General features: G+C 53.3%; 16 protein-coding genes. 3 read left to right on the forward strand and 13 right to left on the reverse strand.

Going from position 1 to position 26,122, the window contains the following annotated elements:
- Positions 1-51: 51 nt before the first annotated feature.
- Positions 52-273 carry a hypothetical protein gene (locus FW415_RS01850; protein ID WP_210420810.1) on the reverse strand — a complete coding sequence of 74 codons (222 nt, stop codon included), beginning with the start codon at positions 271-273 and terminating at the stop codon, positions 52-54.
- Positions 274-403: 130 nt separating this feature from the next.
- On the opposite strand from FW415_RS01850, the gene FW415_RS01855 reads away from it, so the two are divergent.
- A complete protein-coding gene (locus FW415_RS01855) occupies positions 404-1,018 on the forward strand; it encodes a 2'-5' RNA ligase family protein (RefSeq protein WP_148382605.1) in 615 nt (204 codons plus the stop codon).
- Positions 1,019-1,031: 13 nt separating this feature from the next.
- Here the strand turns inward: FW415_RS01855 and FW415_RS01860 are convergent, their stop codons facing one another.
- The 12 genes from FW415_RS01860 to FW415_RS01915 all read right to left on the reverse strand — a co-directional run bounded on the left by FW415_RS01860 (position 1,032) and on the right by FW415_RS01915 (position 23,426).
- Positions 1,032-2,789: an alpha-L-arabinofuranosidase gene (locus tag FW415_RS01860; RefSeq protein WP_210420811.1), complete on the reverse strand. Its 1,758-nt coding sequence runs from the start codon at positions 2,787-2,789 to the stop codon at positions 1,032-1,034.
- 5 nt (positions 2,790-2,794) lie between these two features.
- Positions 2,795-4,051 (reverse strand): glycan-binding surface protein, encoded by a 1,257-nt coding sequence (locus FW415_RS01865; protein WP_148382606.1) that lies wholly within the window; start codon positions 4,049-4,051, stop codon positions 2,795-2,797.
- 51 nt (positions 4,052-4,102) lie between these two features.
- The gene (locus FW415_RS01870; protein ID WP_148382607.1) at positions 4,103-5,752 is read right to left on the reverse strand and encodes a RagB/SusD family nutrient uptake outer membrane protein; all 1,650 of its coding nucleotides are present in this window, start codon (positions 5,750-5,752) and stop codon (positions 4,103-4,105) included.
- A gap of 17 nt (positions 5,753-5,769) precedes the next feature.
- Positions 5,770-8,967 (reverse strand): TonB-dependent receptor, encoded by a 3,198-nt coding sequence (locus tag FW415_RS01875; protein ID WP_148382608.1) that lies wholly within the window; start codon positions 8,965-8,967, stop codon positions 5,770-5,772.
- A gap of 216 nt (positions 8,968-9,183) precedes the next feature.
- Positions 9,184-13,299, reverse strand: coding sequence for a hybrid sensor histidine kinase/response regulator transcription factor (locus FW415_RS01880; RefSeq protein WP_148382609.1), 4,116 nt, complete (start codon positions 13,297-13,299; stop codon positions 9,184-9,186).
- 121 nt (positions 13,300-13,420) lie between these two features.
- Positions 13,421-14,527 (reverse strand): acyltransferase family protein, encoded by a 1,107-nt coding sequence (locus tag FW415_RS01885; RefSeq protein WP_168208626.1) that lies wholly within the window; start codon positions 14,525-14,527, stop codon positions 13,421-13,423.
- Positions 14,528-14,530: 3 nt separating this feature from the next.
- Complete coding sequence (locus FW415_RS01890; protein ID WP_210420812.1) at positions 14,531-15,382, reverse strand: PKD domain-containing protein; 852 nt, start codon at positions 15,380-15,382, stop codon at positions 14,531-14,533.
- Between the two features lie 19 nt (positions 15,383-15,401).
- Positions 15,402-16,916 (reverse strand): RagB/SusD family nutrient uptake outer membrane protein, encoded by a 1,515-nt coding sequence (locus FW415_RS01895; protein WP_148382611.1) that lies wholly within the window; start codon positions 16,914-16,916, stop codon positions 15,402-15,404.
- 14 nt (positions 16,917-16,930) lie between these two features.
- Positions 16,931-20,203 carry a TonB-dependent receptor gene (locus FW415_RS01900; protein WP_246858880.1) on the reverse strand — a complete coding sequence of 1,091 codons (3,273 nt, stop codon included), beginning with the start codon at positions 20,201-20,203 and terminating at the stop codon, positions 16,931-16,933.
- A gap of 272 nt (positions 20,204-20,475) precedes the next feature.
- Positions 20,476-21,630 (reverse strand): FecR family protein, encoded by a 1,155-nt coding sequence (locus FW415_RS01905; RefSeq protein ID WP_148382612.1) that lies wholly within the window; start codon positions 21,628-21,630, stop codon positions 20,476-20,478.
- Between the two features lie 171 nt (positions 21,631-21,801).
- Positions 21,802-22,395, reverse strand: coding sequence for an RNA polymerase sigma factor (locus tag FW415_RS01910; RefSeq protein ID WP_148382613.1), 594 nt, complete (start codon positions 22,393-22,395; stop codon positions 21,802-21,804).
- Positions 22,396-22,541: 146 nt separating this feature from the next.
- On the reverse strand, positions 22,542-23,426 hold the full coding sequence (locus tag FW415_RS01915; RefSeq protein ID WP_148382614.1) for an NAD(P)-dependent oxidoreductase: 885 nt from the start codon (positions 23,424-23,426) through the stop codon (positions 22,542-22,544).
- Positions 23,427-23,563: 137 nt separating this feature from the next.
- On the opposite strand from FW415_RS01915, the gene FW415_RS25110 reads away from it, so the two are divergent.
- Together FW415_RS25110 and FW415_RS25115 are read left to right on the forward strand one after the other, a co-directional pair.
- Positions 23,564-24,913: an HAD-IC family P-type ATPase gene (locus tag FW415_RS25110; protein WP_210420813.1), complete on the forward strand. Its 1,350-nt coding sequence runs from the start codon at positions 23,564-23,566 to the stop codon at positions 24,911-24,913.
- On the forward strand, positions 24,879-26,066 hold the full coding sequence (locus FW415_RS25115) for a cation-translocating P-type ATPase (RefSeq protein ID WP_210420814.1): 1,188 nt from the start codon (positions 24,879-24,881) through the stop codon (positions 26,064-26,066). The genes FW415_RS25110 and FW415_RS25115 overlap by 35 nt, the downstream gene beginning before the upstream one ends.
- Positions 26,067-26,122: the final 56 nt, after the last annotated feature.

A 26,122-nucleotide genomic window follows, 5' to 3' on the forward strand; every position in this document is an offset into this window, starting at 1 on the left:
TATTTTCCGGGAAATTACTTTGAATTTCCGATAAACGGGGAACTTTAGCGGTTACGATCTTCCATTCGCAAAGGACAATCCTCTCGCATCCAGCGCCTCCCGCAACTGCGCCAGCGCATTGGGCCCTATGCCATGCAGGCGCGCCAGCTCCGGCTCACTGACATTCGTCAGCTGCTCCAGCCTGGTATAACCCGCATGATGCAATGCCCGCACAGCCGGTTTCGCCAGGCGGGGCGGCAGACCTTCCACCATTTTCAAGGTGTCTTTTTTCATACCCCAAACTTAAGTCAGCATTTGCTTATTCAGGCGGCGTAAACGCGACAATCTCGGGGTGCTTTGCGCCATCGTAGCATTCATTCCGCCAAAAAACACGATCTTCAGGAGTGCCAAACTTCCATCCTCCATGCGCTCCGGACAACTATCCTTATTCGCACCCGAAGATATCCCGCAGGCGTACACACCCTGCGAGTACTTCCTGCTCATTTCTCCCCCCTCTGCATTGATCGAAAAGATCAGGGCGATGAAAAAGAAGCTGCACAAGATCGTGCCGGTCGGCGAAGATAACCTGCATTCGATCGCGCATATTTCACTCCTGAAACTGCGCATGCGGGAAAACGATGAACTGGTGACCGGCAAGGTCCGCCGCGCACTGACGAACCTGCACGGCTTTACCATCAGTCTCAATGGCGCAGAGGTGTTTGCACATGGCCGGGCATCCAGATCGCTTGTACTGCGCATCAGCAACCCGGAACCCGTCAACATCCTCCATGCATGGATATCCAGCGAGTTCGGGAACCGCAAAGGGATCACCCCGCATCTTACCATCGCTAAAAAAATTCCGGCAAAAAATTTCGCAAAGGTGCCGGTGCAGGATTTCAACCGGTACGACTCCTTCCTTTGCAATAGCGTGACCATCCTGAAGAAAACCGGAGAACAGGAACATTATACTCTGCTGGCGAAAATACCGCTTGCCGCTGCCGAAAGCAGTGTGCTGCAAGGCGGCAAAAAGATCCTGTAACCGGTGCAAAAACCTATTCCTTTTCCACAGCCAGGCATACCACTGACATAGGAGGAAGGTTCACTTTCACACCATTTTCAGCACCAGCCCCATAAGCCTTCAGCGTAGCATAACCCGCAGGGCCGCCAATTGTACCGGAAGGGCCGTTCCCGTTCACGTAAGCCGCTCTTGAGAAACCGGTCTTCCCTTCCCCGCCGGTGATGGTGTACCAGTAAAAACGCCCGCCGGGATTGAAGTTCCGGAAACGGACCTGCACATTTTTGGCCGTGGTGTTGCCATTGACCAGCGCCAGTGACACCTCTCCCGAACTGAATGTAGAGGCATATGCATTGATGTTTGCCTGGCTATCTGTCGCAAAGGCATGAATATACCGGTCACCCAGGAATTTTCTGAAGAAATAGAGGTAGTAAAATGCAGGCCTGGGCGACCATTTCGCTTCTCCGGAAACTGCCTCTCCCTGGCTGAACAAACCGTGGTCATCACCATTATCCCATGCGTTGGCCAGGTTCCAGCGGCTTGCCATCCCGAAGCGGTTTTTCATCAGTTCTCCCAAAACCATTACAGCATGCATGCCCGCCACCTGCGATACCATTTGCCCTGAGCCGGTAGCAAAGATGTTCCATTCTGTTAATGCCAGCGGCTTCATGTCCGCGCCTGCTGCTGTTACGGATGCCTCCACATGATCGTACATGGCTTTGGCGACTGCTTTGGCGGAGGCGAGCACCTCAGGCGGATTGGAGTTGGTATTAAAGGGCGTAAAATAGCTGTGTACAATAAAATAATCGGCGGCGTTCCCTGCCTGCTTCAATACACCGCTGTTCCATTCCTTATCGGTGGACGTGGCCCATGATGCCGGTTCATGTTCCAGCAACTGCGCCCCTATGTAGATGGTTTTAGATATTTCGGCCGCTGCTTTGCGCATGGAATCCGCAAACACTTTAAAATGCCTGCCATAGAGATCGCCGGTAACGAACTGGGGTTGCCCGTCTTTATTCTGCGTTACGTCAATCCTGTAACCGGCCTGCCAGGCGCCGTTGCTTTCGTTGCCTATTTCCCAGTAACGGGTGCGCCCATTGTCGTACCGCACCCAGTCGGCAGCCAGGTGTGCGGCAGCCGCCACGGGATCTTCTCCTGTGCCGTACCGGGCATAGCCATAGTTTACGGTCAGCATGCCTTCATTACCGGTCAGGTGCAACATTTTGTAGTAGTTGTCCAGCGACAGGGTCCAACCGGCGGTATTGCCGCCATACCAGTAACCGGACGGCACCTGGTTGCCGGAGGCGTCCCTCAGCATGGCAGGCGCATCGGCAGGCGGACGGTCCGGCAAAGCGTTCCAGAAGAAAACACTGCTGAGGTTCCCGCCGGGATAGCGGATGATGCCGGGGCGCAGCAAAGTGATATGGTTCAGCAGCACCGGTTCGGTCACCATCTGCGTCTGATATAAATTGCTGTTGTCCCCGAACAAACCGGGGGATATCTTTGAAACGATCGTTGACGCATCCACAATAACGGTATCCGTGGTAACGGACGGCACCGTTGCCTCCGTGAATGCCGGCGCTTCAAATCTCCGCTCCTCCCATCTGTCCATAAAAAAACCGATGGACGCTGCTACGGGAGGGTCTTCCGGTATCACCACCGTTGCGGTGGTATCATTGTCATTATTGTTGTCTGTCTTGCGGTTCGGATTGCCTTTCCTGCAGTTGGTTGCCATAGCTGTTGTCAGGCACAGTAACCCGATGCAGGAAAGGCGTTTCGCCAGTGCTCTCATCATTATTGCTATCTTATCTTAATGATCCGGAAATTATCGAAGGCTGCATTAAACACGTCTACAGGGGCGGATTCCGTAATAAAACGATACCCGAAAGCAACCACACCGCCGGTTTTCAGCAGGTCGCCCATCACCGCCGCCGGGGCGCCCATTCCTTCCACACCGTTATCCGCTGTTCTGAATGCCGACAACGGGATAGTGACTGTTTGCCATTTGCCGTCTGTATCGAACGACAGGTCAACTGCCGTTGCCCATGGCATGAACCGGTACGCATAGTTGTCTCCGAAACGCAATACGTTTATTCCGGCCGTCCAGGGCTCTTTGGTATTGATCTCGAATTTCAACACATAGGAAGATGTCTGCTGCGTCATGATAGCATTTGTAAACATGGGCACTTCATTAAAGTTGCCGGAACGGTTGCCATTCCACCAGGCACCGTCATCAGCGCCCACACCCCCGAAAATATTCTGCAGATACCCGCCCCTTGTGCCGGGAAAGAGCGCCGCGTCACTCGTTCTGTTGGCTCCCCACCATGCCCAGTTGAAAACGGGATTTTCACCAGGCTCCCCGTCGTTTGTGAGATTGCTGATAAGGTTCCCGCTCTGATGGTCGTTCAACGGGCCATCGGATGTTGTACTGCCATAGCTGGCAATGATCATGATCCTTCCCGTATCCGCTCCAAGGTCCGGCATGATCATGCCAACCCGTGTACCGGCCTCATTCTCCACAAGCGCCGTCACTTCCCGGCCTCCGGGGAAAACTATTTTTTCTATCAGCCACAAGCTGGAACCGAAAATGATCAGTGAGTCGCCGGGCAGGGCATTTTCATTTGAAATGGCGAAAATGGAAGGAGGGGGGATATCCACTATAAAATCATATACAGCTTCGCCATGCCCGGTCACCACCCTGATATTGTTGGGAACATCCGGCCGGGTAGCTTCCGTCGGCGCATTTGACGGTATGGTGATGATGAGGCTGGTGTTCGTATTGTAGGTGGGGTTAAAATAGGCTTCCATGTCGTTGAAGAGCACCTTTTTTATATCGCCCAGGTTTTCGCCGCTGATCAGCACAAGCGTACCGGGCAATGCTTTCACAAATGTGCTGTCCCGCAGCGTTGAATCCAGCAGGCTCACGGCCTTTATCACGGGGGGGCCGGACATGCCGTTATCTTTTCTGCAGGCGGCGGTCAGGAATAAACTACCGGTTAGCGCACACAGAAGCAACAGCTTTATACCTTTTCCAGCAGTGAATTTATACTGTATCATAACGTTGTTATTATTGTGTTGATTAATACCGGATGCATTCCGGTTGCATCGTTAAAATTCATACGGCACAGGAGGTTTTCGCAGGTTCGGCGCTGCCGTCATCTCCACAGCCGGGTAAGGTAAACGGAAATTGCTTTCGGTAACCGGATAATAGGCCTCCGTATCAGAGGCGATCGCCCATGATGTGGCATTGGTTGCTGCGTTGGGAATGATCCGGTAAGAGCCCCTGTCCTGGTTATTCAGTATCGAAAGCGCTTTCTGCGGATTGTAGTAATGCAGGCGCACAATGTCGTACCATGCCTGGCCTTCCATCGCCAGTTCAAGTCGTCTTTCGGTAAAAATATCATCTGCCGTAATGGACGTTTTGGCGGGCAGCCCTGCTCTTGCGCGCACGGCATTATAGTACATCAATGCTGATGCGTCATTGGTAACAGCGGCATTGCCGAGCACTGCTTCTGCATAAATGAGATACACTTCAGCAAGGCGCAGCATATAGGTATTTATTTCGGTATGCTGTTGCGTCACTTTCCCATCGTTATCTTCCGGGCGACCTACAACATATTTTTTTACCCAGGCACGGGTATTATACCTTTCTGTTCCAACATAATTCCAGGGCACCTGCAATTCCTGTATTATTTTCTTCCCGGGGTTGTTGGGATCATCTACGGCCTGATGGATATATGCGTAATGGTCTCCCGGGAACATGAAAGTGCCTTTCCTGCGTTTATCGGCGGAGGTATACAGCTTCAGTATATCCAGGGAAGCGCCGAGATCGCCTCCCCATCCGTCGCCAAAGCCTGTTATCTCCGATCCGTAGGCCAGGAATGCCTGTACGCTGTTCTGCGTTCCCCAGTCGCCATCATATTTCCATTGCAGGGCAAACAGGCTTTCCGAGTTGTTGTTGTTTTTCATCAGGAACAGGTCCTCATAATTGTTCATCAACACAGCGCCGCTGTTGTCTATAACATCTTTGGCATACCATGCGGCACTATCCAGATCGGCCTGCCTGCGCGTCCCGGAGCTTTCCACACCGGCGCGGGTCAGGAACATTTTCGCCAGCATGCCTTCAGCTGACCATTTCGTCAACCGCCCTTTCAGCGCGGGAGTGCCGGGTAGATGCTGCGCAGCAAAGCGGAGATCGCGGATAATAAATTCCCATACGGATTCCACGGTGTTCCTGGTGATGGATGTATCTGTCAACAGTACATTATTGTTCACGATAACCGGCACCGGTCCCCAGTTCTGCACAAGGTAAGCGTATGCCAGCCCGCGCATGAACCGCCCTTCCGCAATACCTGCCTGTTTCACGTTTTCCGGCACTTCCGGCGAGGTGTACTTGCTGAGGTTATCTATGATCATATTGGACTGGGCAACCACGTTAAAGAAGGAGGTCCATGAACTGTACACCTCTGCGGTAACGTCTGTTGTTTGCATGCGGATATTCTCCACCTGGTAGGAACCAGACATCAGATTGCCGCCCCTGGCATCGCCTATGCCATGTGATGCTTTGTCGTTATAAGCAAACCAGACGATATTGTACAATGGCGCAGTGCCTGCCAGCACCTGTTCGGTAGACCTATAAAAATTCGCGTCCACAATGGCATCTTCAGGCGGCCTGTTGAGAAAATCCTTGCTGCAGCCTGTCAGCGCCAGGAAAACGGTGGCGGCGATCATATGATATTTACAGTGTATCTTTTTCATCAGCGTATTTTTATCTTTTAGAAATCAACCGCCACACCGGCGGAATAAAGCCTTGTCAGCGGATACCGGCCTGCATCCACACCAATGAACTGGCTGTTCAATTGCACTTCCTTCCCCAGGTAGGCGCCTACTTCGGGATCATATCCTTTATACTTTGTAAAAGTGGCCAGGTTCTGCACCCCTGCCGAGAGCCTGATGCTTTTTATCACATTTTGCTGCCTTATCCACGAGGCGGGGATATTATAGCCCAGCTGTACATTTTTGATCCTCACATAGGAACCGTCTTCTACAAAGAGATCGGTGAACCGGATGCCATTGCCGTTAATATCCGAGGCTACGATCCGGGGCACTGTGGTGCCGGGGTTCAGCAAAACGGTCTTGCCGCTCGCATCAGTGGAAATACGGGCATAGTCAAATGTTTCGCTGAACAGGTTACGGCCCAGATTGAGGTTCCCGGGGTTTACGTTGGTGTACCGGAGATAGTTGTATATATCATTGCCGCTCGCCCCGGTTAACAGTATACTCAGATCGAATCCCCGGAATGAAAAAGTATTGGTGAGCCCGAATGTGAGCTTCGGCCAGGGATTGCCGATAAAGGTCTGATCCCTTGAGTCGATAATATTATCCCCGTTCAGATCTTTATATTTTATATCGCCTAACCATACGCCGCCATTTTCCTGTACGGGTAACCTGCTGCCGTCCGATTGGGTGGGAATGGCGCTTTTATTGATCTCCTCAACTGATGAGAATATCCCTTCCGCCAGGTACCCGTAAAACAGCCAGGGCGCCTGTCCAACTACGGAACGGGAGGTAAAGTTGTCCATATACCAGGCTGATCTCGACAGGAACGCCGCATCGGAATAGAACCGGGTGATCTTTGTATTGAAAGAGGAGATATTGAAGTTGCTTCTCCAGGTAAACCCTTTTTTGTTATCGATATTCACGGTATTCAGCGTAATGCCGAAGCCCTTGTTCTGCAGGGCGCCGATATTCACGATGGGGGGATTGATACCGCCTTCTCCCTGGGTGCCCATATAAGCAGGCAGGGGATTTGGCATCAGCAGGTTATCTGTTTTCTTCATATAGTAGTCTGCTTCCAGTTGTATCCTGTCGCGGAAAAGACTGATATTGAAACCGATATTTCTTGTTGTCGTGGATTCCCATTTGAGCCCCGCATTTCCGTATTGTCCTGTACGGAAGCCGGCGCCCCAGGGTGTGGTCACGGAATTAAGCGCGGAATATTGCGCGCCGCCGCTGCCGTTGTTGCCGGTAGTGCCTAATTCGCCCCGTATTTTCAGATCGCTGATAAAGGATACCCCTTTCATGAACGGTTCTTCAGACAATCTCCATGCTACGGAAACGGAGGGAAAATATCCCCATTTGTTCTCCGGCCCGAAGTTGGATGAGCCGTCTGCCCTTCCGGCGAGCTGCAGGATATATTTATTGTCGTAGCTGTAGTTTATGCGGCCGAGGTAAGATTCCAGCGCACCAGAGCCTTTAGAGCTTCCTGTGGTTTGGCCCAGCGCATCGCCGAGGTTGAGGGAAGGAATGTCATTGCTGGCAAACCCGGTCCTTTGTGCGGAAAGGCCCTGATGATTCCATGCCTGCGCTTCATGGCTCAGCATTATGCCAAAGCTGTGCTTGCCAATGTCCTTGTTGTACTGCAACAGCTCGTTCAGGTTCCAGTAAAAATTGCGGTTGTTGTTCACGCTCAGAACGGCTTTTTCATTGGCATTGTAGCCAAGCCGGTATGTAGGCGTGAACTTGCTGCCATCCGCATACTCAAAATTCCCGTTGAAACTGGTGCGGAATACGAGTCCTTTAATGATATTGACTTCCGCGGTGACGCCGCCCAGCCCCCCGGTCCTTTTGTAATCGTTGCTGACGAGGTTGGCAATGGCTACAGGGTTCAGCGGCGCGAACTTGGCGTTGCCGCCGTACTCGTTTTCCGTTGCGCCACCCCAGGAGCCGTCAGGGTTCGTTACAGGGATATTGGGCGCCAGGTTGATGGCATTCCTGATCACATCCTCACTGGTAGCGGCCAGCTTTTCCTTTGTTTGATAAAAGTTCAGCGAGGCGCTCAGCTTCAGCCAGGTAAATGCCTGGTTGTCCAGGTTCAGGCGGAAGGAATAACGGTTGAAATCAGAGCCGATGGCCACCCCTTCCTGGGCGAAATATTCCCCTGACATATAATAAGTGGTATTGTTCACTCCTCCGCTTACGGTCACCTGGTGTTTTTGCAGCGGCGCGCTTTTGAACAGGGCGTTCTGCCAGTTGGTGCCGTTGCTCAAAAGGGAGGGGTCCTGAAACTCCGCCGTCGGTGTACGGTCCAGCAGGGCCGCCACTTCGTTGTTCATCTGAGCGAACTGGGGCAGGGTCATAACCGGCAGGGCATCGGGTTTATCCTGGCTGGAATACAGGTAATTATAGGTTACCTTGAACGTTCCGGCTTTACCGCGTTTGGTGGTAATAAGCACCACGCCGTTGGTAGCCCGGGAACCATAGACTGCCGTAGCAGAGGGGCCTTGCAGTACCTCAATGGATTCAATGTCCGAAGGGTTGATGCCGGCCAGCGGGTTAACCGAACTGGTGTTTCCATAGGAGACGGTTGCAGGCTGCATTTGCACGCCATCGATCACATACAGCGGTTCATTCGTTCCGCTCAATGAATTAATGCCCCGGATATTCACGGATACTCCCCCGCCCGGCTGCCCGGAGTTCTGCGTCACATATACCCCGGCGGCCCGGCCCTGGATGGCCTGGTCTATTGTTGTATTGATGGTCCTGCCAATGTCCGCCGAGCTGATGGAAACCTGGGCGCTGCTCTGGTCTGTCTTTTTCATTTTACCATAACCCACCACCACCAGGTCGTTGAGCGTCCTGTAGTCGTCATCAAGACCAACATTGATCACTACGGAACTGCCCACTTTCAGCTCTTTGGGGGCAAAACCGAGGGAAGAAACCCTGATGACCTGGCCGGGTTCGGCGGTGATGGAAAATCTGCCCTGCTCATCGCTGGCCGTAGCGGTCGTTGTTCCTTTAATAATGATGGATGCACCGGGAATAGGGCTGCCTGTTGCCTGTGCGGTAATGGTGCCGGTGACTTTCCGGCTGCTTCCCTGGCTTTGTGCAAGAACAGGCATAGCCAATGCCAAAGCAGAGATCATGGCCCATACCGCAAGGTATGCGCTCCTTGCAATACTGTTTTTTTTCATACGTAGAAGATTAAAATTTACCTGGAATTTTAGCTGTTATTGATCCTGGTTGAACTATCAGTTAATGGAAATGTGTGGGTAATCTGGCACATTCATAACGTTCGGATAAAGTTAGCGGGAGCTGCTGACAAGGGAGTTACCAGGATGTTTATTATCCGGGACAATATGTTGCCGGAGGGGTATCAACTGTTAATTTGAGGGGTATGTACGGTTGCATCAGGTGCGCACCTGCCGGCGTTGCTCCGCTACGTATGCGGAAGGCAGCATATTGAATGCCGCCTTGAAGTACCGGGCAAAGTATTTGGGATTATTGAAGCCTACTTCATAGGCAACTTCGGTGACGTTCATTTGTGTTGTGGAGAGCAATTCAGCTGCCCGCCGGAGCCGCAGGGAACGGATAAATTCGGTCGGGGTCTGCCCGGTCAGCGAAAATATGCGCTTGTAAACGGAAACACGGTTCATGCACAGTTCCCGGCTTAGTTCCATGACAGAAAATGCGGCATTCGACAGGTTCTTTTCAACGATCTCCAGCACTGTCCGCATAAACCGTTCATCCGGACTCTCCGTCTGCGCCTCCTCATTATCCGGTTTCAGGCGGCCTACCACGATATGCCTTACCGTTGTCTGCTGTGAAAGCACATTGCGCAGCCGGGATAACATGATCTCGAAATTGACCGGCTTTATCAGGTAATCCGCGGCGCCCGTTTCCAGCCCTTTCAGTTGCTCTTCCTCCGCCGCCATGGCTGTCAGCAAGATAACAGGTATCTGGCGGGTACGGGGGTCGCCCTTGATCTTCCGGCAAAGTGCTATCCCATCCATCACCGGCATATTGATATCGCTTACAACCAAGTCCGGGTGGGCGGAGAGGGTTTTTTGCCATCCGGACCTTCCGTCTGCCGCCTCAATGATGTTATAGCTTTCTTTCAGGTTATCTTTCAGATAAAAACGGAAATCGTCATTGTCTTCCACCAGCAGCACCGTCTGCTTTTGCGGCGTTTTCGCCTCCTGGATGACCGGCGGACGGCGGGAACCCTGCGCTGCCGGTTCCTCGGCAGGTATTCCTTCCTTCTCCATCATGCTTTCTTCACCGGGAACAAGCACATCATCCAGCACTTCACAAGGCAACCGCAGGGTAAAGCAGCTTCCTTTATCCACCTCGCTGGTCACGGAAATGGAACCGTTAGCCAGTTTCACGAACTCCCGGGTAATCGCCAGCCCGATCCCGCTGCCCTGGCTGACCATTGAGCCGGACATCTCGCTTTGAAAGAATCTTTCGAAGATTTTTCCCTGCCTTTCTTCCGGTATGCCAATACCGGTATCTTTTACTTTTATTTCCAGCCAGGTCTGCCCTTCCTCTTCCATCACCTCCACCCCTACGTCCACTGCGCCGCCTTCGGGCGTAAATTTGAAGGCGTTGGATAACAGGTTGAAAAGGATGCGTTCCATTTTTGCATGGTCGAACATGGTGTACAAATGTTCACAGGCCGTCCGGCAGCGCAGGGAAATACGCCTTCTTTCCGCCAGGTCCGTAAACGAGTCTGTCACCTCTTTAACAAAGCCTACCACATCTCCCGGATCGGGCGTGTATTTCAGCTCCTGCATTTCCATTTTTCTGAAATCCATCAACTGGTTCACAAGGTTCAGCAATCTCCGGGCGTTGCGGCGGATCAACTGGAACTTGTGCCTGTCTTCCGAGGCCCGGTTATTCCTGATGACCTCATCCGTTGACGTCAATATCAGCGAAACGGGGGTTCTTAATTCGTGGCTGACGTTGGTAAAAAGCCTGATCTTCATCATGTCAAGCTCATGCAGGCGCTGCGCTTCCCCGCGCTCCTGCTGCAGTGCAAAACGCCTGTGCGCACGGCGGATGACCGCCCTTCTCGCCATGAACAGCATCATAGCGGCCAGCATTATGTATATGATGTAGGCGAGGGGAGTTTTCCAGAAGGGCGGCAATATCCTGATGTTCAGCGAAATGCCTTCCTCATTCCATATGCCGTCTTCATTGGCTGCTTTAACATGCAGGGTGTAGTCACCGGGATTAATATTTGTGTAGGTGATCCGCCGGTTCCTGCCGTCCGCTGTGACCCATTCCCTGTTAAACCCCTCCAGCATATAGGCATATTTATTTTTGTCCGTATTGATATAATTCAACGCGGCAAAATCTATCGAGAAATCATTTTCATTATGCTTTAAGGTGATCTTTTTGATGCTTGACAGGGATTCAGGCAGGATAACACGATTGTGCCGTTTTTCATGCGTTGCCACCCTCCTGTTGAAGATGTGCAGGTCCGTAAAAACAATGGCCGGCCTGTGCATATTCTGCCGGATGCTGGCGGGATTAAAAATATTGAAGCCGTCCGGACCGCCAAATATCAGTTCGCCGGACTTCAGCTTTAATGCAGCATTGGCGCTGAATGCGCGGCCCTGAAGCCCGTCTGCATCGTCATAATTCCTGCATTGAATGCTGATGCCCTTCTCTCCCTGCCGGATGATGATCTTGCTGAGGCCGTTGGAGGTGCTTACCCACAGGCGCCCCTCATCGTCTTCCAGCATACTGACGATATTATTGTCCGGCAGGCCGTCTTCCACCCGGAAAGACCTGAATGTGCGGGTGACGGGATCGAACAGGTTCAGCCCGGCACGGGTGCCGGCCCACATATTGCCATTCCTGTCACATAAAAGCGAGCTTACATTATCATTGCTCAGCTGATGCGTGGCGCTCAAATACTGAACAAATATCCCTTTTGCCTTATCCAGCACATCAATGCCATAAGCCGTCCCTATCCAGAGATCCCCGTTTTTATCCTCCGCAAAGGAAGAAATGAAATTCGAGTGAATGGAATTGGGCAAACTCACATTGTTGTGATAGAAGATGCCGTTACTGCGGTCGAACCTGTCCAACCCGCCGCCCAATGTTCCTACCCAGAAATTATTCCGCTGGTCCTCGTATATCCTCCAGACGCTTTTGCCCGCCAGGCTGTTGGGGTCTTCGCTCCGGTGCCGGTAGTGCGAAAATCTGCCGTTGCTGTAAAAATCCATCCCCCCGAAATAATAACCTATCCAGAGATTGTCCCAGCGATCCACATACAAACTGACGATGACATCGTTACTGATGGTGTTGTCATCGGCCGGATCATGCCGGAATGACGTAAAGCGATGGGCCGCGCGGTCAAAATAAATGAGGCCGCCGCCGTTGGTGCCTATCCAGATATTGCCCTTGCGGTCTTCCGCAAAACAGTTCACATCATCATGCCCGGGATTTGAGCTGCCGGAATGACGGCGCGTGTACAGGTTGAACTTCCCCATGCTTTCGGCGAAATAGCTGATCCCTCTTTTATAGGTACCGCACCAGATAACGTCCAGGTTATCCCTGTACAAAGCATAAATGGCGTTCTCCGCAAGGCTTTTCGCATCATCTTCCCTGTTCATGAGGCTATAGCTGCTGAAATCCCGCTTATCTACCACATTTATCCCGCCGTGGTCGGTGCCTATCCATATGGCGCCTTTTTCGTCCTGGATAATACTGTTAACAATATCATTGTTCAATATGCCATTTTTGCTGGATAACCGTTTGACAGCGCTGCTGCGGGACTTTAAATAAATGGCGCCGAAATCGTTGCCCGGCGCATAAACCCACAGATCATCGTCCGCATCAACGAACAACATCAAAGCCATCACCTGCCCGGCAGTGATAGCCGCAACAGCAGTATCCCGATAAATGGGCCTGGCGGAATGCGCATCCCGTATTTCAATCTTTCCGTTACTGTACAATACAACGATGTTGCCTTTCGAATCCGATTTTATATCAGCGATGGCCGCCTGTTCTTTATTTCCTGCGTTTACCTTTACCGCCTGATCGCTGCCGCCGAGCCTGTACAGACCGGAGTCGGCGCCAGCCAGCCAGAAAACACCGCCGGCCTGGTGAATACAGGTCAGCCCGTTGCCCGGAAGCCCGGTGCGGTCCAGCCAGGACCGGGTTTCAAAGAATTTCTCCGTAGCGGGATCATAGATGTTGTCGCCGTTCCTTGTTCTGATGTACAGATTGTTGCCGGGCGCGGGATATATCCCGTATATATAGTCGTCATTAATAGAAAAAGTATCCGCCAGCGCATGCCGGAAGACCCGGAAGGAATACCCGTCATAACGGTTCAGGCCACTCATCGTGCCAAACCACATAAATCCCGTGGAATCTTTGTAGATGCAGTTCACCTGGTTGTTGGAAAGCCCGTTGTTGACATTCAGCGACGTGAACGGATAAGTTGGGTGCTGTGCATGCACATTCAGCAGCATGCATAATAACAGTGGAATTTGCAGATGCCTTTTAAGCATTAAAATCGATTCAGATGAAGGCCATTTAACTATTGTCTGTTTACAATTTAACAAAAAAAACGCAAAAAAACCTTCATATGAACGGCGATGTATTTATGCAACCCACGCCATGTCTGTTGTGTTATAATTTAAAAAAGATATGTTTCCGGTACAGCCAGTAACAGATGTACCATTCCAGGGCCAGTACGGCAAAGGCGGAGATAACGGCCTGCAGTGCGGCAGGCGCCCGCAGCATCTCCAGGAAGCCCTGCACAAATATGCCCACAGTACCGTTCAGCCACTGAATGCCCACCGTTTCGAAGAACAGGTAAATGAAGATGGCGTTCATGCCCACTACCACAGGTATCCAGGTGAAGCGCCGGTGGTCTTTCACATCGATCCACCAGTAGAGGGCAGCCAGGATGAGGGTCACCCATCCCAGCGACGCCAGCACGAACCCGCCGGTACTGATCCTTTTGATGATGGGCGACAAACCGGAAAGGTCCGCCGCGTAACCCAGCACCAGCGCCGCAATACCTGCTATCATCAGCAACTTTATTTTTGCTGCATTCCCGCGTTCGCTCATGAGCAGCTTGCCGGCGGTAACGCCGAGTATCGTATGCGCCGCGGTTGGCACGCAATTGAAAGCCACCCATCCATCGGTATTGATCTTGCCCATCAGCAGCGTGTCCACATAAGCGCCGAAGTTATGCCCCTGCGTAAATGGCTGATCGAAACCCGGCACCAGCACCGTTCTGTACAGCACGTCGTTAAGCGCCACCATCAGCAGCGCTGCAACGATCTGCACGCGGTACGGTTTCCCGATCAGGAACCAGGCAACGAGCGTGGTGAACGACAGCTGCGTCAATACATTCCACAACTCCCATACTAACCTGCCTGCATACACGCAGTGCAATGCGGTGCCCAGCAGGAACAGCCGGAAGCTCCTCACGGCAATATGCCTGAAAATATCCCGCTCCGGCATGCCTTTGCTGCGCCTGCGCGTAACGGAAATGTACATGGCGGTGCCGGCCATGAACATGAACGCAGGCTGTACCAGGTCCCAGAAACGGAGGCCATGCCAGGGATGGTGAAAAAATTGTGTAATGAAGGCATTGAACATACCGCCGCCTTCCAGTTGGTGCAATGATTCATATACGCGGCAGCTTTCCCCCGCCAGCAGCAGCATGATCATGCCGCGCATCACATCGAGGGACAGCAGCCTGCCGTCGGGTTTCAGTGGGATCATAGTCTATTCAAAGTTGATCAGTATTGCCGGTTGTGCTGGCGCCGGTATCCGGCCGAGGGTGGCGGACCAGTCGCTTTTCGTTGCGAAAATGCCCAGCTTCAGCGCCTGCGTGGCGGCCAGCCCTTTGAGCTTGGCGCGGGACAGGCGCATCTCGAATGTGAGCAAACCGCCGCTTTCCTCCATGGCGCCAACGGTAAAGAACTCGGTGGTGCCGGTAAAATCGAAAGAGAATGCATTCTGCGCGCCCTTGTGATTGAAGGCATCCAGCCAGCCGTCCAGGATGCTGCCTTCCAGCAGCACATCAAAACCGGCGCCGGTGATATCCGTGGTATATCCTGTAGTAGCATCATTATCGGTATCGAGGTAGATATCGTATATAGCGCCGCTGGACTGTGTGGTAGCTGCTTCGATGTACAGGTACACATACTGCGCATCGTAATCGAATTTGGCCGTTTTGAAAAAAGTTTCCCCGGCGCCGGGCGTTACGGTGTAGTCGTTCACGTTATCCCAGTCGGACAAACTGTTATCATTCATTTTTACCGGTGAGGTTTTGGCGATATAGATGACGGTGGAACCTTCCGAAATCCGACCGTCCTTTGTGGTAGCGTACAGGGTGGGCACATATTTGCCTTTGTCCGGGTACGTATGCACGGGACTTTCCTCCGTGGAAGTTTCCCCGTCCCCGAAATCCCACTGGTAGGACACGGCGCCACTGGTCTCATTGGTGAAGGTCACCGTTTTGTCCTCAATGCTCACGGTGTAAAAGATATCGGCTGCCGGTGTAACGTCATCTTTTTTGCAGGCGGCGAAACAAAGCGGCAGCAGCAACAGCAGTATATTGTTATTGATCTTCATGATAATCGGCATTAATGAATTAAGGGTTCTGGTCGCATAAGCGGTTCGTCTGCACTTCATCGATGGGAATGTAGTAAATGATCCTCGCGGCGTCCCATGGCACGGTCATATTGGCATAACCGGCCGGCGCAGCGGCGAGGTTGATATCCGATTCCTTCAGGCCGGGCAGGTGGTAACCCCAGTACGCGCGGTTCATATTGCGCTTGTTGCGGTACACATCATAACTGCGGTGGCCTTCAAAAGCCAGCTCTATCCTTCTTTCCTTCAGCACAATATCCAGCGCACTCTTGCCTGCAGGCAACTGCCGGTTGTACAGCGCATTTTCCAGCCCGCGGTTCTTCCTGATCTCATCCACATTGTCCAGCGCGGTATTCATATCATCTTGTTTGGCAGCGGCTTCTGCTTTGTTGAGGTACATTTCCGCCAGCCGGAACATGATGGGAGAGCTGAGCGTAGGGCTGCCTCCCTGGAAAGAGAATTTGCTGATGTAATATATTTCGATGCCGTTCTTCTTTTGCAGGTTGCCGCCACCATCTTTCAGCGGTACGATGTATGACCAGCGCACATCTTCCGGGTGGGCGGACATGGTGTCGCGGAGCGACCGGGAAGCAAATTCCTCTCCCCATCCCGAGTTCCCGTCTGAATACAGCATGGAAGCAATGGAACCGGCCTTCCCGTAATCATCCGCAGGCGTGAAGGCTACGCAGAAAATGGTTTCCTTTCCGGCTGTGGCATTGGCGAACAGCTGCGGGAAACTGGCGGCGGTCTCCAGCGTAAAGCGGCTGGAGCCGATCACTTTGTCCGCATAAAAAATAGCGCTGTCGTTCTTTTCTTCGTACAGGTAAGCTCTGGACAACAAGGCCCATGCGGCTTCGCGGGAAGCGAACTGCACACCGCGCGGCTGCGCCATCAATTCCGCTCCTTTCTCCGCATCGGCAACAACGGAAGCATATACTTCCGCAACGCTGGAACGCGGCTTCTGTGCGGGATCGCTGGTGGAGGTGCGCAGCACGATGCCGTCGGACGCAGGGTCATGCGAATAAGGCCGGGCAAATAACCGCACGAGGTTAAAATGGCAAAAGGCGCGCAGAAAATAACATTCGCCGATCAGCTGCCGGGTGTTGTCATTCGGGTCCGGTATCGCTTCCGCCGAGGCGATCACAGTATTCACATCGTTGATGATCTTGTAGGAGATGTACCAGAAATAACGGCTGTTGGTCTGCGTGGCGGTATGGTCCAGCGAAAAGCTGTAATACAGCGGGTCGGTGGTCGTCTGTGCGCAAACGATATCGTCCGCCGCAAAATCGCTGAGTTGAAAATACTGGCGCAGGTACATGTTGTTGCCGTCTACCGTTCCGTTGAACGAAACATGATCTTTGAACAGGGCATAGGCGCCGTTCAAAGCCTGCCTGAGCCCTTCTTCAGTACCGGTGAGCGTTCCCGTGTCCAGCGAATCGCTGGGGTTGATGTCTTTCAGACAGCCGGTCACCAGCAGCGGCAAGACGAAGATGATATATAAAAGTCTTTTTTGCATGATCGGTAATTTTTCTAGAAACGGACATTAACATTAAACAGATACTGACGGTTGTTGGGATACTTGAAGTCGGACACCCCGGGCATCACATAACTGCCGGTGGTAATGGTCGTAGCCGGGTCCTGCCCCAGGAAATCCGTAAAGGTGTACACATTGTCCGCCGTGAGCGACAACGTTATGCCTTCCAGCTTCAATGCGCTGACCCAGGTTTTCGGCAGGGTATAGGCCAGGGCAATGTTGCGGATGGCCAGGAAGCTGCCGTCCTTCAGATAACGTGTAGACGTTTCCGTTGCATTGGCCGCATTCTGCGGGCTGGGCTCTGTGGCATTGTCCCCCGGCTTCGCCCAGGTACTGTAGCCGTCAGGCAATACGATCTGGTTATAATACGGTTCCATGCCGTCATTCATCACAAAGCGCAGGGAGTTGCTGAATACTTTATTGCCGGAGAGGAAGTAAGCATTCACGCTGAGCGAGAAATTCCGGTACCGCCATTGTGAATTGAGGCCGCCCTGGAATCTGGGCAGGGCGGAACCGGCTTCCTGGTAAGTGGCGGCGGCATAATCGGAAGTAGCCTCGCGGCTGGTGATCTTTCCGTCCGCATCCCGAATGACCACTTCCCATTGCGGCGCGCCGGTCTCGCTGTTCACACCCAGCCATTTGGGCATGTAGAACTCGTAGAGGTTACCGCCATTCCGGTAGATCTGCGAAATGCTCCAGGTAGGCTGTGTGCGGATGATATCACTGGGCAGCTTTTGCAGCTTGTTGGAATTGAAGTTGATATTGATATCGGTATTCCATTCAAAATCCGGCGTCCTGATATTTACGGTGCTCAAACTCAATTCTATGCCTTTATTGATGATCTCGCCTGCATTCTCCCAGCGCTGCTCAAAACCGATGGACAGCGGTTGGGATACCTGCAGCAGCAGGTTTTTGGTGACGTTGTTGTACACATCCACGGTAAGGTTCACCCTGTTGAACAAACCGATATCGACACCCGCATTCAGCTGATGCTTGCTTTCCCAGGTGAGGTCCGGACTGGGCAGCTGTGAAGGTGTGGCGGCGGTAGCGCCGTTGTAATGACTGTTCAGCGCAAAGAGACCCAGGTAGCGGGAAGAGCCGATATCCTGCGTGCCGGTTACGCCGTAGCTCGCCCGCAGCTTCAGGTTATCGACAAACGGATGCTTTTGCAGGAAAGGCTCGTTGCTCATCAGCCATGCGGCGGAGATGGCGGGGAACGATCCGTAGCGGTTGCTTGCCGGGAAATTGGTAGAACCATCTACCCGGTAAGAACCGGTGAGGAAATACTTTTCGCGGTAACCGTAGCTCACCTGGGAGATGAATGACTGCAGGATCGCCTGATCGTTATACCCGTTCACCAGCTGGCTGTTGGACACTACGTTCAGCACCGTCAGCCCCACCGGGAGCCCTTTGCCGGATGCGCCCACCACTTCTGTTTTGCTGTTCTCGATGGCAATGCCTGCGAGACCGCTGATGCTGTGCTCCCCTTTGCTGAAGTTGAACTTCAGCATGTCGTTGGAGATCACGCCATATCCCAGTGTACCAAGCTCGTTCAGGAAACCGGTGCCGCTATATAATCCGGCCACAACCGGCGAATAATAATCGGTGCCTTTGTTGTAGCTGGCCGCGCCCCGGTTGTTGCTGGAGAAAGACAGCCAGTCCGTGATCTTTATATCCAGGTTCAGGTCGTAGTTTACATTGAAACTCTTGTACGGATGATTGGAATTGCGGATCGTATGGATGGGATTCGTTTTGTCTCTGGACCACCATTTGGCCGTCGTATTCCCGTCCACATAAACAGGCTGTCCATTGGCATCATACGGATTGTCCCAGGGCATGTTCAGATAAGCATAGAACACATCTTCGTAGTTGAAGCTCTTGCCGCTGGCCGCGCTGATATTGATATTGTTGGTCACGCTGACGTTCTTTGAGAAATGATGCGTGGCATTACCGCGGAGATTGATGCGCTGATAATCCGTGTTCAGGAAAGTGCCTTTCTCGTTATAATAGGTGATGCTGGTATAATATTCGTTCTTCTCGTTGCTGCCGCTGGCGGACAGGTAGATGTTCTGCATGGGCGCTGTGCGGAACATGCTGGTGAGCCAGTTATAATCCTGGTCGCGCAGGGTCCGGGGGCGCTCGTCATAGAATTTGAGGAGGTCGATCTTGTAGGAGTTGTCGGTTGTACCGGGGATATAGTCGCGGTAAAACTCTTTATGCCGCTCATACAGCTGGCCGCCGTTCATCATGTTGATCTTCCCGAAGTCCGGTGTACGGAAGCCGGTGGTGATCTTTGCATCAAACCTTGTTTTGCCGCTGCGGCCTTTTTTGGTGGTCACGATGATGACACCCGCATTCGCCTGTGAGCCATACATGGCGGTAGCTCCCGCATCCTTCAATACCGTGATGTTCTCCACATCATTGGGATCGAAGTTCCCGCCAATGATGCCATCCACCACATACAGCGGCGTCTGGGACGCATTGACGGAAGATACGCCGCGCAGCCGTATTTCCGCGGAGCTGCCCGGAACACCGGAGCTGTTGACCACCTGCAACCCCGCCACTTTGCCCTGCAGCATGGAGCCTACATCATTGGTGGTCACATCTTTCAGCTGTTCCGCGGACACTACGCTGACGGCGCTGGTCAGCTCGCTTCTCTTTTTATCGCTGTAACCTACGACCACGATCTCGTTAAAGCTCTTCGTGTCTTCTTCCAGCGAAACGTTCAGCGTACCGCCGCCGCGTGGCACACCGATCTCGCGGCTGGTGTAGCCGATGTTGCTGACCACCAGCACCGCTGCAGCCGGAATGCTTTTCAGCTGGAACATGCCCTGTTCGTTGGTCTGCGTACCGCGGGAGGTCCCTTTCACCATTACGGTAGCACCGGGCAGCGGTGTGTTGTCCGCCGTAGTGATGCGGCCGGAAACATCGATCACCGTGTCTGCTACGGCAGGCGCCGCTGCAGGTGTTTCCATCCTTTTGATGACGAAGCTGTTGCCTTCCAGGGTGTAGGCCAGCGGCTGGTCCTTCAGGAGAAGGTCCAGCACCTGCTGTACCGGAAGATCTTTAACGTGGAGGGAAACGGGACGGGAGCTGGATAACACTTTTTCGGAGTACACGATAGACACGCCCGTCTGGGTGATGACCTCGGCAAAGACCTTTCGCAGCGGCATATTTTTTACGTCCAGGGTCACCTTCTGGGAGTATCCCGCTGCGCTGACATGCAGGCAGGTGATCAGAAGAAGGAATGCGGTCGCTTTGATCTGCATAATGATTCGTCTTTTTAGCGCCCGGGCGGAAACAGGGCCCGCCACCAGGGGAATTTTGGTTGACAGCCCGCGCCGGATGCGGGCTGGTGCATTACACTTGAATTGCATACTTTTGTGGTGTTTGGTAGTACTTTGATTGATCTTACAGTGATTATTCAGGATACCAGATGTTATAGCGGGTTCCGATGGCCGTCGGGGCCCGTTTCTTTTCCGGTATGGATAATGTTAAATTCTGGTTGTTTTAAATTCTGGTTGTTGCTAACGATAAACGGCTAAGGCAATACGATCACTTTTCTTCCTTCTATGCTGAAATGATTGAATCCGCTGGCTTCCAGCAGGTCCAGCACGCCGGACAGGTTCAGGTTGCGGGAAATACCGCCGCCATAAAGCTCTGTACCGGGCGTGGCTTGATATACAATGTCCACATCATACCAGCGGGCCACTTCCCGCAGGATGGATGTCAGGGGCATATTATTGAATACGAATAACCCATTTTTCCAGGCGATGATCTTGCTCACGTCCGCTTCCTGCACGGTGATGGTACGGCTTTCCTGGTCCAGCACCGCCTGCTGGCCGGGTTTCAGCAATTGCTGGGCAGCGCCGTCCTTCACCTGTACGGACCCTTCCAGCAGCGTGGTATTGACGGTAGCCTCATCTTTATAGGCCATTACATCAAAATGCGTCCCCAATACCTGCACTTCCATGGTGTTCACCATTACTTTGAAAGGTTGTTGCGCATTTTTCGCCACTTCAAAATATCCCTGTCCTTCCAGCTCCACGATCCTTTGCTCCCCTGTGAAGGCGGTGGGGTAACGGATGGAGGAAGCGGAGTTGAGCCAGACCTTCGTACCGTCCGGCAGGGTGAGCCGGAACCGGCCGCCGCGGGGGGTAGACAGCCGGTGATATTGCAATCCCGCTTCCGCGTGCTGCGCCTGGTACACCAGCTGCCCGTTCTGCTGCATCACGCGGGTATGGCCACGGGTGATCACCTGGTTGCCGGTACTGTCCAGAGTTACAACGGAGCCATCCGCCAGGGTAAGCACCGCTTTGTTGTTCCCCGGCGCCACATCTCCATCCTGCAGCTGCGCGGATGTTGGGGCTGTTTGTTTATCTGTTTCAGGCCACAGGAATAAGCCGCCGGCCAGCACAAGCAGAACTGCCGCCGCTGCTGCGTACCGGAAAGGGAATAAGCGCCGCCGTTTGGCAGGCTGCTGCAGAATGCTTTGATACACCGCCTCATAATCCACTTCCGGAAGGGTTTCTTCCGGCGGGGCTTGCTGATAGGTCTCTTCCATGAAACGCAGCAACGCCTCATCATCCGCACCTTCGGGAAGGCAGGCGAACAGTTCTTCCATTTCCTCCCGGGAACAGGTTTTTGTGGTATATCGCTGCAGCAGGTACGTTATTCTGGAAGGATCATGTGGCATAAAATCAGGCTTGTAACTATAAAGACGAATGGGCGGAGGAGAAGGACCGGGGAGATGGAAGATTTTTTTAAGTGGAATGGCAGAACCTAAAGATCATGCCGTAAACCGGCCATGGGAAGCGGAAAGAAAATACCGTGAAGCATCAGCAAAATACCCGGGACCGGGATTCCGCTACAAAAAAGCCTTCAGGCACACCAGCTGGAACAGCACCGCCAGCAGCATGGAATGCTGCGCCAGGTAATACCGGATATATTTCAGTATCTCTACCAGGAGATTTTTAACGCGGCTTCTGGAAAGGTGGAGCTGCTGCCCTATTTCCTCATGGCTCAGGCCCTGATGCCGGCTGAGGTGGAATATCTTTTGTTTCTGCGGGGACAGGCGGGCGAGGGCTTTGCTGATGAGTGCCCTGCTTTCCCGGGCATCCAGCTGCAGCTCCAGGTCATCGGCTACCTCGGATATATTGGCCCATACCCGGTCCATCAGTTTCTGCTGCAGGGCAACCTTCCGCAGATGGTCCAGCGTTTTGTTCCGCGCAATGGTAAAGATGTAATTGCCGAAATGTTCGATCTCCGGCAGTTGCTCCCTGCCCGTCCACAAACGGAGAAAGGTCTCCTGCAGAATGTCTTCCGCATCTACGGCGGAATGGGTGAGGTGATACGCAAACGCCATAACCTGCCTGCCATGCCGGGCATATAATTCCCGGAAGGCCGGTTCATCGCCCTCTTTCAGCTTTTTTAGCAAGTCATGGTCAGTCATCAGCGGCATGCCCGGTAATCGGGATTTAGTCCATTGCCAATTTTAGGTAAATTATTGTGCTAAAAAAAGCGGAAACTGAAAAAGCGGTAAAATAAGGGGCATAAAAAAAGGTGCGCCGGGTCACGCGATGCACCTTTCATATTCTCCCGCACTGCTCAACGCAGCACTTTGATCAGCGCAGCCAGCTCTTCGTTTTCCAGACCGGCTTTGGCAGCCTGGCGGAACAGTCCGGCGGCATATGCCGGAAACCCGCTGTGTATGCCCGCATCCTCAGCCTGCTGTAGTATTCTTTCCATGGCATCAATGGAGATCTTCATGGGGCTTTGCGATATCTCAAAATTGCCGGACCGGATCACATTGGCCTCATGCTGCAGGAAGTCGCCGAAAGTGGAAGTGATCCCGGCCACGAGGGCGCCGTATTTATCCACCGGAAAACCGGCCGCCTCCACGATCCTTGCGCCATGCAGAAAACCCGTCATCGTACCGTAAATGGCGGAAAGCGTAGCCAGGTCTATTGCCGATGCGGCGCCGGCCTGCCCGCCGAAATACGTCACACTGCCGCCGAATACCCGCAGGATGGCTTCCGCCTGTTGGTATGCCGGCGTTCCGCCTGATACGAAGATCGGCGTATCCGGCCGGCCCATCTGGCTGGGAGCAGCCTGTATCGCGCCATCCAGGTAAGCAGCGCCCTGCGCTTTGATCAGCGTTTCCATCTCCTCCGCTTCCTTCGGGCTTCCGCTGGAAAGATGTATTACCACCCTGCCGGGAAGCACGGCTTTTACTTCCGTTGCGCCCAGAATTTCCCGGGCGGCGTTATAGTCGCGCACACAGATTACCGTCACAGGGCTGGCCTTCACAGCAGCAGCGGCATCGGGCGCAAGTATAGCACCTTCCTGTACCAGTTGTGCCGCCTTTTCCGGATTGCGGTTCCAGACGGTTACATGATATCCAGCCTGCAATAATAACCGGGCCAGCGTTGTGCCCATCATGCCCAGTCCCGTTACGGACACAGCTTTTACATCGTTGTTGTTTGTGTTCATCGTCATTCCGTTTTGATGATGCAAACTTCAGCAGATCAGCGCAGGCAGACAATAAGGGAAAAAATATTCAGCCGCCGAACTTTTTTTCGCTATGCGCCCATAGCCGGTTGCCGGGCAAAAGCTTATCTTTATCAGGTATGCAGGCAGCACAAAGCAGGCCCGAAGGGCTTTCGGAAGAACAGGTATCCGCCTCACGCCGGCTTCATGGAAAGAACATGTTGCAGGGCAAGACGCAGAACAATCTTGTAGAAGCGCTCAGGGATGCGTTCACGGAACCGATGTTCCTGTTATTGCTGGCCGCGGGCATCATCTACTTCCTGCTGGGTGAATCCGCCGAAGGCATTTTCATGATCGCGGCGATCTTTATGGTATCGGCCATCTCTGTGTATCAAAGCTCCCGCAGCGGCAATGCGCTGAAGGCCCTCAAAGCGCTGAACCAGCCTTCCGCCCGCGTGATCAGGGACGGCAGGGAGCAGCAGATCCCCACGGAAGAGCTGGTGCCGGGAGACCTGATGATCGTGGAAGAAGGAGAACAGGTACCGGCGGACGCCGGCATCGTCCGGGCAAACGACTTGTCCATCAACGAATCGGTGCTCACCGGTGAAGCATTCGCCGTCAGGAAAGCCGAAGGAGATCCCCTGTTCATGGGCACTGCCGTTACCAGCGGTATGGCCTGGGCCGAAGTGACCGCCATCGGCAATCAAACCGAACTGGGCAAGATCGGCAAGTCCCTGGAGCAGATCAGCACAGAAAAATCCCCTCTGCAAAAACAGATCAGCAGCTTCGTCACCAAAATGGCGGTGGTCGGCGCCGGTGTGTTCCTGCTGGTTTGGAGCATCAACTTCTATCATTCCCGGGATATACTGGACAGCCTGCTGAAAGGCCTCACGCTGGCCATGTCCATTTTGCCGGAAGAAGTACCCGTAGCCTTCACCACTTTCATGGCCATCGGCGCCTGGCGGCTGATGAAAATGGGCATTATCGTCAAACAGACGCAGACGGTGGAAACCCTGGGCAGCGCCAGTGTGATCTGCACGGATAAAACCGGCACCATTACGGAGAACAGGATGCAGCTGGCCATGATCTACATACATGCCACCGGGCAAACCGCCGCAGCGGACATGTGGCGCAGCGATGCAGCGCGGGAAGTGATCGCCACCGCCATGTGGGCCAGTGAAACGGCGCCTTTCGATCCTATGGAAAAAGCGCTGCATGAAGCTTACGGGACTGTTGCGGAAACAGACCTGCGGCCCGGCTACCATATGGTGCATGAATACCCGCTCGGCGGCAAACCTCCCATGATGACGCATGTATTCGCCAATGCAACAGGGGAACGCATCATCGCGGCAAAAGGTGCACCGGAAGCCATCATGGCCGTCAGCCCCCTTTCCGCGGAGGAACGTCATACCATAGAACAACAGATAGATCAACTCGCCGGAAAGGGATACCCGGGTGCTGGCCGTTGGCCGCAGCACATTCAACGGTGATGTTTACCCGGAAGAGCAGCAGTCCCTTTCCTTCACCTTCCTCGGCCTCATCGCCTTCTACGATCCCCCGAAGCAGAACATCCCCGCGGTGTTCAACAGCTTCTACGATGCCGGTATCCGGCTCAAGATCATCACGGGGGACAATACCCCCACCACTTTGTCCATTGCCCGGCAGGCGGGTTTTCGCGGAACGGAAAAAGCACTGACCGGTGACGAGATCGCCGGGATGGATGACCGCGAACTGAACACCGCGGTAAAAGAAGTGAACATCTTCACCCGCATGTTCCCCGCCGCCAAGCTGAGGATCATCAATGCACTGAAATCAGACCGGCAGGTGGTGGCGATGACGGGAGATGGCGTCAACGACGGCCCCGCCCTGAAAGCTGCCCACATCGGCATTGCCATGGGCACCAAGGGAACGGACATCGCGAAAAAAGCCGCCTCCCTGGTGCTGACGGACGATGACCTTGCCAGAATGGTAGACGCCGTAGCCATGGGCAGAAGGATATATGGCAATCTCAAAAAAGCCATCCAGTATATCGTATCCATTCACATCCCCATTATCCTTACCGTAACCATTCCGCTGCTGCTGGGATGGATATACCCGAATATTTTTACCCCGGTGCATGTGATCTTCCTGGAACTGATCATGGGCCCCACCTGCTCTATCGTGTATGAACAGGAACCGATGGAAAAGAATGCCATGCTGCAGCCGCCCAGGCCCTTCACCACCACTTTCCTGAACTGGAAGGAACTGAGCACAAGCATTATCCAGGGCCTTATGATCACCGCCGGTACGCTGGGTATTTACCAGTATGCCATACATAACGGCTTTGATGAAAGCCTGACCCGGACGCTGGTATTCACCACCCTTGTTACCGCCAACGTTTTGCTTACCCTTGTGAACCGCTCCTTCCATTATTCCCTCTTTACGGCCATGCGGTACAACAACTGGCTGTTAAGAGCGGTATTGATCATCTCTATCCTGCTCAGCATGGCCATGATCTACCTTCCTCCGCTGGCTGCATTCTTCCGGTTCAGCCCCCCGGCATGGCAGCCCCTGGCCATCAGCATAACGGCAGGCATCGCCTCGGTGATCTGGTTTGAAGGATGGAAGCTCGTGAAACGGGCATCTTTGCTACACCATGAATAAATGATGCTACAGTTTGTGTAAACAACCATGAAAATATGCCGGTATCAACACTGGCA

The sequence above is a fragment of the Chitinophaga sp. XS-30 genome (assembly GCF_008086345.1).
In the GTDB taxonomy this organism is placed as follows: Bacteria; Bacteroidota; Bacteroidia; order Chitinophagales; family Chitinophagaceae; genus Chitinophaga.

Coding starts and splice junctions, on each gene's coding strand:
- FW415_RS01915 (WP_148382614.1), bottom strand. CDS start 23,426: ATGAACACAAACAACAACGATGTAAAAGCTGTGTCCGTAACGGGACTG.
- FW415_RS01850 (WP_210420810.1), bottom strand. CDS start 273: ATGAAAAAAGACACCTTGAAAATGGTGGAAGGTCTGCCGCCCCGCCTG.
- FW415_RS01905 (WP_148382612.1), bottom strand. CDS start 21,630: ATGCCACATGATCCTTCCAGAATAACGTACCTGCTGCAGCGATATACC.
- FW415_RS01885 (WP_168208626.1), bottom strand. CDS start 14,527: ATGATCCCACTGAAACCCGACGGCAGGCTGCTGTCCCTCGATGTGATG.
- FW415_RS01900 (WP_246858880.1), bottom strand. CDS start 20,203: ATGCAGATCAAAGCGACCGCATTCCTTCTTCTGATCACCTGCCTGCAT.
- FW415_RS01855 (WP_148382605.1), top strand. CDS start 404: ATGCGCTCCGGACAACTATCCTTATTCGCACCCGAAGATATCCCGCAG.
- FW415_RS01910 (WP_148382613.1), bottom strand. CDS start 22,395: ATGCCGCTGATGACTGACCATGACTTGCTAAAAAAGCTGAAAGAGGGC.
- FW415_RS01860 (WP_210420811.1), bottom strand. CDS start 2,789: ATGATGAGAGCACTGGCGAAACGCCTTTCCTGCATCGGGTTACTGTGC.
- FW415_RS25110 (WP_210420813.1), top strand. CDS start 23,564: ATGCAGGCAGCACAAAGCAGGCCCGAAGGGCTTTCGGAAGAACAGGTA.
- FW415_RS01895 (WP_148382611.1), bottom strand. CDS start 16,916: ATGCAAAAAAGACTTTTATATATCATCTTCGTCTTGCCGCTGCTGGTG.
- FW415_RS01875 (WP_148382608.1), bottom strand. CDS start 8,967: ATGAAAAAAAACAGTATTGCAAGGAGCGCATACCTTGCGGTATGGGCC.
- FW415_RS01890 (WP_210420812.1), bottom strand. CDS start 15,382: ATGAAGATCAATAACAATATACTGCTGTTGCTGCTGCCGCTTTGTTTC.
- FW415_RS01880 (WP_148382609.1), bottom strand. CDS start 13,299: ATGCTTAAAAGGCATCTGCAAATTCCACTGTTATTATGCATGCTGCTG.
- FW415_RS01870 (WP_148382607.1), bottom strand. CDS start 5,752: ATGAAAAAGATACACTGTAAATATCATATGATCGCCGCCACCGTTTTC.
- FW415_RS01865 (WP_148382606.1), bottom strand. CDS start 4,051: ATGATACAGTATAAATTCACTGCTGGAAAAGGTATAAAGCTGTTGCTT.